Raw genomic sequence first — 11234 nt, 5'->3', positions numbered from 1 at the left:
CTCCGCGGCTGCATCCCGGGCCCGGCCCGGCTGTCCGGAAGCCCGCGCTTCCCCAGGTCAGCCGGACCGGGCTCTTTGCGTTGCGAAATGCGACTTTTGCCGCGATTCGCGCAACAAAGTTTCCACAACGCCTGCAATCTATGCGCAAGTGCCGGAAATCCGGCGTCACATTCGGCAAGCGGCATTTTTCGACCGCCCCTTCGCGAAGTTGCTGGCCAGACGCGGCCCTTTGCACGCAAGCCTTGCATACAAGATTGGTACGCAAGCCTGATGAGCAAGGGAGCCGCGGAGACGATGCAGAGGGGAATCGAGACGACCCTGCTTTCGGCAATCGTGGAGGGACGCCTGCATCCCGGCAGCCGCCTGTCGGAGAACCAGCTCGCCGAGGCGTTCGAGGTCTCCCGCACGCTGGTGCGCGAGGCGCTGGCCCGGCTCGAGGCGCGCCACATCATCTCGGTGCGCCCGCGCCGCGGCTGGTTCGTCAACCGTCCGTCCCCCGAGGAGGCGGCGGCCGTCTTCGCCGCGCGCCGGGCCGTCGAATACGGGTTCTTCAAGACCGCCGCGCCCTTCAATGACGACCAGATCGCCCGGCTGAAGGCGCATATCGCCGAGGAGCGCGCCGCCATAGAGCAGGGCGACAAGGCGCAGCTGACCTTCCTGATGGGCGATTTCCACACCCGCATCATCGCGCTTTCGGGCAACGAGCCGCTGGAAGAGGTCATGCGCAACCTCACCGCGCGCACGATCCTGATCTCGCTGCGCTACCAGTCGAGCGCGGGCGCGCTGGCCTCGCATCGCGACCATTGCGACATCGCCGACGCGATCTCGCGCGGCGACATGGATGCCGCGGCCGAGCTGTCGCTGTCGCATCTCGAGGACGTCGAATCCGGGCTGCTGATGCAGGAGCCCGCCGATCCGCTCGTGGATCTGCGAAACACCCTCCGTCTCGATCCGGTGCAGGACGGAAGGGCAACATGACGATGCGCCGGAGGCAATGCGATCACAAGTTCAGGGACATCCAGATGATTACCAAACGCAGCTTCCTCGCCGCGGCGCTGGCCACGGCCGCTGTCCTTTCCTCCGCCCCGGCGGTGCTGGCCGATGCGCTGGAGGACATCAAGTCGGCCGGCATCCTCCGCGTGGCGGTGCCGCAGGACTTCCCGCCCTTCGGCTCGGTCGGCACTGACATGAAGCCCCAGGGCTACGACATCGACATGGCCCGGCTGATCGCCGCCAAGATGAATGTCGACCTCGCGCTGGTGCCCGTCACCTCCGCCAACCGCATCCCCTTCCTGCAGACCGGCAAGGTCGACCTGGTGATCTCCTCGATGGGCAAGAACCCCGAGCGCGACGCGGTCATCGACTTCTCGGAACCCTATGCGCCCTTCTACAACGGCGTCTTCGGCCCCGAGGACGTGGCGATCGCCGATGCCGCCGACCTGGACGGCAAGATCGTCGGCGTCACCCGCGGCTCGATCGAGGATCTGGAACTGACCAAGATCGCCCCCGACGGCGCCACGCTGAAGCGCTACGAGGACAATAACGGCACGATCTCGGCCTTCCTCTCCGGCCAGGTCGACGCCATCGCCACCGGCAACGTCGTCGCCGCCGCGATCATCGCGCAGAACCCGCCGAAGAAGCCGGCGATGAAGTTCCTGATCAAGAACTCGCCCTGCTATATCGGCATGAACGAGAACGAGCCGGCGCTGATGGCGGCGGTGAACGAGATCATCGCGGATGCCAAGGCCGACGGCGATCTCGACGCGATCTCGCAGGAATGGCTCGGCATGGGCCTGCCCGAAGGGCTCTGATCCCCGGCATTTCAGTCAAGCCTCTGTCTGCTCCGTCCTTCCCCTCCGGGAGGGCGGAGCTTCCTCCAGAAAGGGGACTTCCTTGAATTACCAGTTCGATTTTGCGTGGCTGGCGACCTACTGGCCCGTCTTCGTCGACGGGATCGCGATGACGATCCGGCTGATCGTCGTCGGCGGGGTCGTGGGCATCTCGCTCGGCACGTTCTGCGCCTGGTCGCGCGCGCTGGGGCCGGCCTGGCTGAAGCCCGCCGTCGTGACCTATGTGGAGCTGATCCGCAACACGCCGTTCATGATCCAGCTCTTCTTCATCTTCTTCGGCCTGCCCGCCGCGGGCTTCCGCCTGACCGAGGTCGAGGCGGCCACGCTGGCCATGGTCATCAACCTCGGGGCCTATAGCGCCGAGATCATCCGCGCGGGCATCGAGGCCACGCCCAAGGGCCAGTTCGAGGCCGGCGCCTCGCTTGCCATGTCGCCGATCCAGACCTTCCGCCATGTCGTGCTGATCCCGGCGCTGCAGAAGATCTGGCCGGCGCTGGCCTCCCAGGTGGTCATCGTCATGCTCGGCTCGGCCGTGGTCAGCCAGATCGCGGTGGAGGACCTGACCTACGCGGCGAATTTCGTGCAGTCGCGCACCTTCCGCGCCTTCGAGGCCTATTTCATCTCGACGGCGATCTACCTGGGCCTGGCCATGCTGCTGCGCTTCGCGCTCCTGCGGCTCGGCCATGTGCTCTTCCCGCACAAGAGGGCCGCGCGATGACGCAATTCACCTTCATGGACATCCTGCGCAACCTGCTGATCGCGACCGAATGGACGGTGATCCTGTCCCTGGTCTCCTTCATCGGCGGCGGGCTGCTGGGGCTGCTCCTGCTCTTCATGCGGATCGGCAAGTCGCGCGTGCTGCCGCCGGTCGTGAAAATCTATACCGAGCTCTTCCAGGGCACGCCGCTGCTGATGCAGCTCTTCCTGGCCTTCTTCGGCCTCGGCCTCTTCGGCATCGACGTGCCGCCCTGGCTGGCCGCGGGGCTGGCGCTGGTCCTCTGGACGGCGGCCTTCCTGGTGGAGATCTGGCGCGGCTGCGTCGAGGCGATCCCGAAGGGCCAGTGGGAGGCTTCCGCCTCGCTCGGCATGTCCTATGTGGAGCAGATGCGCCACATCATCCTGCCGCAGGCGCTGAAAGTCGCGATCCCGCCGACCGTCGGCTTCTCGGTCCAGGTGGTGAAGGGCACGGCGCTGACCTCGATCATCGGCTTCACCGAATTGTCGAAGGCCGGGACCGTGCTGACCAACGCCACCTTCCAGCCCTTCACCGTCTACGGGCTCGTCGCCCTGATCTACTTCGCCCTCTGCTTCCCGCTCTCGCAGGTCGCCCGTCTTCTCGAAAGGAAAATGAATGTCGCTCATCGCCATTGAGGAACTGCGCAAGAGCTACGGCGAGGTCGAGGTGCTGAAGGGCATCAACCTCGAGGTCGAGAAGGGCGAGGTGATCGCCATCATCGGCAAGTCGGGCTCGGGCAAGTCGACGCTCCTGCGCTGCATCAACGGGCTGGAGACCATCAATGCCGGCACGATCACCGTCGATGGCGCGAAGCTGGCCGAGGACGAGGCGCATCTGCGCGCGCTCCGGCTGAAGGTCGGGATGATCTTCCAGCAGTTCAACCTCTTCCCGCACAAGACCGCCGGGCAGAATGTCATGCTGGCCCAGCAGGTCGTCAAGAAGACCGGCAAGGCCGAGGCGGAGGCGATGGCGCGCAAGATGATGGATCGCGTCGGCCTGGCCGAGAAGTTCGACAGCTTCCCCGACCAGCTCTCGGGCGGCCAGCAGCAGCGCGTCGCGATCGCGCGGGCGCTCGCCATGGAGCCGATGGCGCTGCTGTGCGACGAGATCACCTCGGCGCTCGACCCGGAGCTCGTCGGCGAGGTGCTGCAGGTGGTCCGCGGGCTCGCGGCCGAGGGAATGACGCTGTTGATGGTGACGCACGAGATGGCCTTCGCCCGCGATGTCTGCTCGCGCGTGGTCTTCATGCACCAGGGCCGCGTCCACGAGATCGGCCGCCCCGAGGAGGTCTTCGCCAATCCGCAGACGCCGGAGCTGCAGAGCTTCCTCGGCGTGAACCGCGCGGCCTGATCCGATCCGGGGCGCGCAGCCTGCGCGCCCCGCGACATCAATCCCAGTTCTCGACCCAGTCCGGGTTGAAATGGCGGCCCTCCGGCGTGGCGAGCGCATGGAGCGCCGCCATGTCCGCCTCCGGCAGCTCGAAATCGCCGACCGCGAAGTTCTGCGCCACCCGGCCCGGATTCGAGGAGCGCGGAATGGCGATGACGCCCTGCTGCAGATGCCAGCGCAAGAGCACCTGCGCCGGGCTGCGGCCCATCCGCTCCGCGATCTCCGCCAGCACCGGATCGGCCAGCAGATTGCCGCTGCCCAAGGGCGCATAGGCCTCGAAGGCGATGCCCAGCTCGCGGCAGGCGGCGATCAGCGCGGACTGGTCGAGCTGCGGGTGGTATTCGCACTGGTTCACGGCGAGGGGCACCGGGCAGGCGGCCGCCGCCTTGCGAAGCCGCTCCGCGCCGAAATTCGACACGCCGACATGCCTCGTCAGCCCCATCTCCTGCGCCTTCGCCAGCGCCTCCATCGTGCCCTCGAGCGGGACCGCCGGGTTCGGCCAGTGCACCAGCAGCAGGTCGACCGGGCCCATGCCCAGCGTCTCGACGCTGCGCTCGGCCGAGCGGATCAGATCCGCGGGCGCCAGGTCGGTCCACCAGACCTTGGTGGTCAGGAAGATCTCGCCGCGCACCGCCCCGGCCTTGCGCAGCGCGATGCCCAGATCGGCCTCGTTCTCGTAGCGCGGCGCGGTGTCGAAATGGCGGCAGCCCGCCTCGAGCGCGGCGGCCACCGCGCCCTCCATCACCGCGCCCTGGAGCTGCCAGGTGCCCAGCCCGATCTGCGGGATGTCCGCGCCATGCGCGCGGATCAGGGGAATGCCGGTCATGCCCTTCCTTTCAGCAGCTTGCGGTCTTGCGCGCCGTACCATGCGAAGACGCCGGGCATGAACCAGGCCTTTCCGCCGATCACCGGCACCAGCTTCGGCGCGCGGAAGCGGAAGGCGGTCTCGCCTGCCGTCTCGCCCAGGAGCGCCAGCGCCGCCTTCTGCCCCGCCCAGCGGGCCCAGACCACGCCCGAGCCGCAGAAGCCGGTGGCGTAGTGGCGGCCCTGATGGTCGAAGACGCGGGGCAGCATGTCCCGGTTCATCGCCACATGGCCCTGCCAGCTATGAGTCAGGCCGACGCCCTCGAGCTCGGGGAAGATCATCGCGAGCTGCCGCGCCAGATGCCGGGTCGGACCCGAGGGCTCGCCCGCCAGCGTCGAGTCCCGCCCGCCGAAGAGCACGCGGGTGAAATCGGGGGAGGGGCGGTAGTAGTAGCTGAGCTTGCGCCCGTCCGACATCATCATCCGCGTCGGGAAGAGCCGGGCCATCACCTCGGGCGCCAGCGGCTCGGTGGCAATGATCCGCGAGCGCACCGAGACCAGGCGCTGGCGCAGCCAGGGATCGCCCTTGTCGGTATAGCCGTTGGTGCAGACGATCACCTCGCGGGCGCGGATCGAGCCGCGGGCGGTCTCGACCAGATGGCCGCCCTCCTGCGGGGTCATCGCCGTGACCGGCGTGCGGCCGTGGATCTCGGCCCCCGCCGCCCGCGCCACGCGCAGCATGCCCGCGACGAATTTCGCCGGATGCAGCCCGCCGATATCCATCCGCACCTCGCCGCCGCAGTAGAAATCGGTGTCGATATGCCCGCGCACCTGTTCCTTCGGGACGGCATAGCTCTCGATCCCCAGCCGCTTGGCCAGCGCCTCGGCCGCGCGCGCCTTGGTCTCGTATTCCGCGGGCGTCAGCGCGCCCGAGAAGCGGCCCGTCAGCTGGAAGTCGCAGTCGATCTGCTCTTCCTCGATGAAGCGCCACAGATCCTCGCGCGCGGCCTTGCTCTCCATCTCGATCGCGGCCCCGCCGGCCTCGCCGAAGCGGGCGGCCAGATCCGACAGCGAGGGGCGCAGGTTGCCGCTGGTGATGCCGCCATTGCGCGAGGAGGCGCCATAGCCCGGATCCTGCGCCTCGAGCACCACGACCGACCGGCCCGCGCGCGCCAGCGGGATCGCGGCGCCCAGACCGGCATAGCCCGCGCCGACGATGACCACATCCGCGCGCTCCGGCAGCGGCGCCTCGGCCTGGGGCGCGGGCCGCGCGGCCTCCCACCAGTAGGGATCGGATTTGGGCGCTGGGGCGGTCATCGGTCAGTCTCCGGTTGCATATCGGCGCGAGCTTCCATCCGGCGTCTTGCCTTGTCCAAGACGACCTGGCTAATAACCCATAAGCCAGGACTATGAGGACGGAACATGCGCGCACGCCAGCTTGAGGTCTTCTGCATGATCATGCGCTGCGGCACGGTGACCGGCGCCGCGGCGATGCTGAACATTTCCCAGCCGGCGCTGAGCCAGGTGCTCTTGCATGCCGAGGACGAGCTGGGGTTCAAGCTGTTCAACCGCATCAAGGGGCGGCTGGTGCCCACCCAGGAGGCCGAAGAGCTCTATCCGGAGGCCGAGCGCATCTTCTCGGAGCTCGGCGCGCTGCGCCGCCGGACCGCCGACATGCGCCATGGCCGCACCGGCCTGGTGCGGCTGGCCGCCTCCACGCCGCCTTCGCTGTCGATCGTGCCCCATGCCATGGCCGCCTTCCGCGACGAGCATCCCGAGATCACCGTCCGCTCGCTGATCGCGCCCTATCTCAACATCGTCGACATGCTGCGCAACAACGACGCGACCCTGGCCGTGGCGATGAATAACCAGGCAGTTCATGACCTTGAGGTGGAAACCGTCGGCCATGCCGAGATGGTCTGCCTGATGCCGAAGGACCATCCGCTGGCCGCGCGCGCCGAGATCCGCTTTCCCGATCTGGCCGAAGAGACGCTGATTTCCTACCGGGTCAACACGCTGCCCGGCCGCGCCCTGGCCGGGGTCGCCGCCGCCGAGGGCATGAGCTACGCCCCGGCGATCGAGATCGACGTGTCGATGACCGCCTTCCCCTTCGTGCGCCAGCGGCTGGGGATCGCGATCCTCGACGGGCTGGTGCCCTGGGCGGATTTCCCCGGCGTCGCGGTGCGTCCCTTCCGGCCGGTGACGCGCATGCCCATCGCCATCCTCAGCAACGCCTCGCGGCCGCTCTCGAACAGCCACAAGATGATGCGCGACCACCTGCGCGCCGCCTGCCGCCGGCTGGAGGATGCCCAGTCCGGACACTGAGCCGATAAGCTGAGGTTATCGGCTGGCGCGGATTTCCGCTTGGACGCGGCCGGCCCGGCGCGGCCATTCTGGGGAGGATCAAGAGAGAGACCTCCATGAGCTGGAAACTGGGCGTCGATATCGGCGGCACCTTCATCGATTTCTGCGCCTACGAGGCACAGACCAACCGCATCTGCACCCTCAAGGTCCTGACCACCCCCGGCGCGCCGGGGCAGGAGCTGGGCACCGGCATCCGCCTGCTGGAAGAGCGCCACGGCGTCGACCCGTCCGAGATCGACAGCTTCACCCACGGCACGACCGTCGGGATCAACACGATCATCCAGCGCAAGGGCGCCAAGCTCGCGCTGGTGACCAATGCCGGCTTCGAGGACGTGATCGAGCTGGCGCGGCTGCGGATGCCGCAAGTCTATTCGCTGTTCTGCACCCGCCCCGAGCAGCTCGTCACCCGCGACATGGTCTTCGGGATCGGCGGGCGGATGCTGGCCGACGGGCGCGAGGCGGCGGCGCCCGACCTCTCCGCGCTTCCGGAAATTGTCGAGGCGATCCGCGCCAAGGGGGCCGAGGGGGTGATCGTCGCCATGCTCCATGCCTGGCGCGACCCGCGCCACGAGGCGGCGGTGAAGGCCCGGATCGCAGAGCTGGCGCCCGAGCTCTACGCCTTCTCCTCGGCCGAGGTCTGGCCGGTGATCCGCGAATACGAGCGCACCACGACGGCGATCCTGAACGGCTATGTCCATCCGCGCATCGCGGGCTATCTCGACGGGCTGGCCCAGACGCTCAAGGACTGCGGCACCCCGGCACAGCCCTTGCTGACCAAGTCGAACGGCGGGCTGATGAAGGCCGCCGAAGGGCGCACGGCCTGCGTGAACATGCTGCTTTCGGGCACCGCCTCGGGCGTGATCGGCGCGGCCTGGCTGGCGCGGCAGGCGGGCGAGGAGCGGATCCTGACGCTCGATATCGGCGGCACCTCCGCCGACCTCGCCGTGATCGTCGAGGGCCAGCCGCAATTCGGCACTGGCGAGATGATCGGGGATTTCCCGCTGCACGTCCCCTCCGTCTCGGTCAGCTCGATCGGCGCGGGCGGCGGCTCGATCGCCCAGGTCGACGGGTTCGGCGTGCTGAAGGTCGGCCCGGAAAGCGCAGGGTCCACCCCCGGTCCGGTCTGCTACGGCCGCGGCGGCACCCAGCCGACGATCACCGATGCCATGGCGGTGATGGGCATTCTCGGCCATTCGGACATCGCCTATGGCCAGCTCTCGATGGATGTGGACGCGGCGCGGGCCGCCATCGCGCCGCTGGCGGAGGCGATGGGGCGCAGCATCGAGGCGACCGCCGAGGCCATCGTCGAGATCGCCGTTTCCGAGATGTTCGTCGAGGTCGAGAAGATGGCCGCGCGCTACGGCATCGACATGCGCGATTTCACCCTCGTCCCCTTCGGCGGCGCAGGCCCCCTGATGGGCGCCTTCCTCGCCCGCGAGATCGGCTGCGCCCGGGTGATGGCGCCGCGCCGTCCGGGCGTGGTCTCGGCGCTCGGCGGGCTGGTCGCGGATCTGAAGAGCGACTTCATCCGCACCGTCTTCGACGAGGTCGGCCCGGCCGCCATGCCGCGGCTGAAGGCCGTGCTGGCCGAGCTCGAGGCCGAGGGCGAGGCCTGGCTGCGCCAGGGGCAGGGCTTCGACGGTCCGGCCGCGGCGCAGGTCCTCGCCGATCTGCGCTATGCCGGGCAGAGCTTCGAGCTGGAGACCGCGCTCGACCCCGCCTGGATCGCCGCCGGCGACCATGGCGCCATCGCCGCCGCCTTCCATGCCCGCCATGCGGAGGTCTACGAGTTCAACGATCCCGGCACGCCGGTCGAGCTGATCAACCTCCGGCTCGTCAAGATCGGCCAGCGCCCGGGGCTCGACAGCCCGCCCGCGCCGCTGACCGAAACCGCGGCGGTGCCCGAGCGGCTGATCGAGGTCTGGCTCGACGGTGCCTGGCGCGAGGTGCCGCTCTTCCTGCGCGACGCGCTCGGGGCGGGGCAGCATTTCGCCGGACCCGCGGTGGTCGCCCAGGAGGACACCACCTTCGCCATCCCCGCGGGCTTTTCCGCACGCGTCGACGGCCATCTCAACATCATGCTGGAACAGGAGGCGTGAGCCCCATGCTCGACAAGGTCACCCTTCAGATCCTGGCCAACCACACCCGCGCGGCGGCCGAGAACATGGCCCACACGCTCTACCGCACCGCGCATTCGACCTTCGTCAAGGAGACCGAGGATTTCACCGTGATGATCCTCGATCCGCAGGGGCGCACCATCGCCGTGCCGATGGATCTGGGCGCGACCTGGCATGTCGGCATCACCTATGACGGCGCGATCGGCATGATCGACGACTACCGCCCCGGCGATATCGGCTTCACCAACGACCCCTATTCGGGCTTCGTCGCCACCCATGCGCCGGACGCCCATCTGTGGATGCCGGTCTTCCACGAGGGCGAGATCGTCTGCTATGCCGCGGGCCACATCCACAATACCGACATGGGCGGGGCGGTCGCGGCCTCATTGTCCAGATCCCTGACCGAAATCCATCAGGAGGGCATCCGCTTCCCGCCGATGAAGCTGGTGAACGAAGGCGTGATGGACGAACAGGTCATGCGCATCATGACCGCCAATGTCCGCAAGCCCGACCTCAATATCGGCGACACCAAGGCGCTGATCGGCGCGCTGAAGACCGGCGCGAAGAAGGTCGAGGGGATGATCGCCAAATTCGGCGCAGAGAAGTTCCGCCAGGGGCTCGACGGCATGCTCGACTATGCCGAGGCGCAGGCGCGCGAAATCCTCGCCTCCGTCCCCGACGGCACCTACACGTTCTGCGACTATGCCGACGAGGACTCCCAGGACGGCAATCCGGTGCGGCTGAAGCTGGCGCTGACGATCCGCGGCGAAGAGGCGGTGCTGGATTTCACCGGCTCCGACCCGCAGCTGGCCTCGTCGCTGAACGTGCCCACGGGGTCCGACCCGCGCCACACGCTCCTGATGGTCGGCGTCTACTACGTGCTCTACACGCTCAACCCGAAGATCCTGCTGAATACCGGGCTGACGCGGCCCTTCACCTGCATCGCGCCCGAGGGCTCGGTGCTGAACCCGGTCTTCCCGGCCGCCGTCGGCATGCGCAGCCTGACCTGCGCCCGGCTCCGCTCGCTGATCTTCGGCGCCTTCGGCCTGGCCATCCCCGAGCGGATGCCGGCCGCGCCCGCGGGCTCCTCCTCGATCGTCAACGTGATGACCACCGACGAGCGCACGCGCAAATCCGTCATCGCCGCGATCAACCCGGTGGTGGGCGGCGGCGGCGGCATGCCCCATCGCGACGGCTCGAACGGCTCGGGCGCGGATGCCGCCTATCTGAAGAACACCCCGATCGAGATCACCGAGACCGAGACCCCGGTGCGGTTCGAGCGCTACGGGCTCCTGCAGGACTCGGGCGGGGCCGGGCGCTGGCGCGGCGGGCTTGCCACGGCGATGGAGTTCCGGGTCTTCACCCCGGGCACGCGGATCACCGCGCGCAACCGCGACCGCTCGATCTTCCGGCCCTGGGGCATCCTCGGCGGCCGCGCGGCGGGACCCTCGGACATGATGATCAATCCCGGCCGGGCCAACGAGGTGGCGCTCGGCAATACCGACATCGCGGTGCTGCAGCCGGGCGACGTGCTGCACATCCATTCCGCGGGCGGCGGCGGGCGCGGCTCTCCGCTGGAGCGCGAGGCCTGGCGGGTCCAGCTCGATGTCGAGCGCGGCTATGTCTCCGAGGCGGCGGCGCTGGCGGAATACGGCGTCGTGCTGGCAGAGGGCGCAGTGGACGAGGCGGCCACGGCCGCGCGGCGCCGGGCGATGGCGGCGGAAGCCGGGCAGGGGCATTTCCATTTCGGCCCCGAGCGCGAGGCCTACGAGGCCGTCTGGACACCCGCCGCCTATGACCAGCTCACCGCGGTGCTCGACGCGCTGCCGCTGCACTGGCGGTTCTTCGCCAAGACCGAGATCTTCCGCCGGATGCAGGGCGATGTCCTGGCCGCGCTCGATGCGGTGCGCGAGGATTTCCCCGACTTCCCCGATATCCGCCTCGCCGAGGCGGCGGAATGACGAAGGGCGCCCC

The 11234-nt window shown here is 68.7% G+C and carries 10 protein-coding genes; 8 read left to right on the top strand and 2 right to left on the bottom strand.

Going from position 1 to position 11234, the window contains the following annotated elements:
- Positions 1–270: 270 nt before the first annotated feature.
- The 5 genes from FGX59_RS13615 to FGX59_RS13595 all read left to right on the top strand — a co-directional run bounded on the left by FGX59_RS13615 (position 271) and on the right by FGX59_RS13595 (position 3936).
- Positions 271–978: a GntR family transcriptional regulator gene (locus tag FGX59_RS13615; RefSeq protein ID WP_138467170.1), complete on the top strand. Its 708-nt coding sequence runs from the start codon at positions 271–273 to the stop codon at positions 976–978.
- Between the two features lie 44 nt (positions 979–1022).
- Positions 1023–1811, top strand: a complete 789-nt coding sequence (locus tag FGX59_RS13610) for a transporter substrate-binding domain-containing protein (RefSeq protein WP_138467168.1) — start codon at positions 1023–1025, stop codon at positions 1809–1811.
- Positions 1812–1893: 82 nt separating this feature from the next.
- Positions 1894–2568 carry an amino acid ABC transporter permease gene (locus FGX59_RS13605; RefSeq protein WP_138467166.1) on the top strand — a complete coding sequence of 225 codons (675 nt, stop codon included), beginning with the start codon at positions 1894–1896 and terminating at the stop codon, positions 2566–2568.
- Complete coding sequence (locus FGX59_RS13600; RefSeq protein ID WP_138467164.1) at positions 2565–3221, top strand: amino acid ABC transporter permease; 657 nt, start codon at positions 2565–2567, stop codon at positions 3219–3221. The genes FGX59_RS13605 and FGX59_RS13600 overlap by 4 nt, the downstream gene beginning before the upstream one ends.
- The gene (locus FGX59_RS13595; protein ID WP_138467163.1) at positions 3202–3936 is read left to right on the top strand and encodes an amino acid ABC transporter ATP-binding protein; all 735 of its coding nucleotides are present in this window, start codon (positions 3202–3204) and stop codon (positions 3934–3936) included. Before FGX59_RS13600 ends, FGX59_RS13595 begins: the two co-directional genes overlap by 20 nt.
- A gap of 37 nt (positions 3937–3973) precedes the next feature.
- Here the strand turns inward: FGX59_RS13595 and FGX59_RS13590 are convergent, their stop codons facing one another.
- Both FGX59_RS13590 and FGX59_RS13585 read right to left on the bottom strand, forming a co-directional pair.
- Complete coding sequence (locus FGX59_RS13590; protein WP_138467161.1) at positions 3974–4801, bottom strand: aldo/keto reductase; 828 nt, start codon at positions 4799–4801, stop codon at positions 3974–3976.
- The gene (locus FGX59_RS13585) at positions 4798–6096 is read right to left on the bottom strand and encodes an FAD-binding oxidoreductase (protein ID WP_138467159.1); all 1299 of its coding nucleotides are present in this window, start codon (positions 6094–6096) and stop codon (positions 4798–4800) included. The genes FGX59_RS13590 and FGX59_RS13585 overlap by 4 nt, the downstream gene beginning before the upstream one ends.
- 105 nt (positions 6097–6201) lie before the next feature.
- Between FGX59_RS13585 and FGX59_RS13580 the strand changes: the two genes are divergently transcribed.
- The 3 genes from FGX59_RS13580 to FGX59_RS13570 all read left to right on the top strand — a co-directional run bounded on the left by FGX59_RS13580 (position 6202) and on the right by FGX59_RS13570 (position 11221).
- Positions 6202–7104, top strand: a complete 903-nt coding sequence (locus FGX59_RS13580) for a LysR family transcriptional regulator (RefSeq protein ID WP_138467157.1) — start codon at positions 6202–6204, stop codon at positions 7102–7104.
- A 95-nt stretch (positions 7105–7199) separates the two neighbouring features.
- Complete coding sequence (locus FGX59_RS13575; protein ID WP_138467155.1) at positions 7200–9242, top strand: hydantoinase/oxoprolinase family protein; 2043 nt, start codon at positions 7200–7202, stop codon at positions 9240–9242.
- A 5-nt stretch (positions 9243–9247) separates the two neighbouring features.
- Positions 9248–11221: a hydantoinase B/oxoprolinase family protein gene (locus tag FGX59_RS13570; RefSeq protein ID WP_138467153.1), complete on the top strand. Its 1974-nt coding sequence runs from the start codon at positions 9248–9250 to the stop codon at positions 11219–11221.
- The last annotated feature ends 13 nt before the right edge of the window (positions 11222–11234 follow it).

The organism is Poseidonocella sp. HB161398 (assembly GCF_005870025.1).
Taxonomy (GTDB): domain Bacteria; phylum Pseudomonadota; class Alphaproteobacteria; order Rhodobacterales; family Rhodobacteraceae; genus Mangrovicoccus.
Note: the sequence above shows the minus strand (reverse complement) of the source record. Positions and strands in the feature narration are given on the sequence as shown.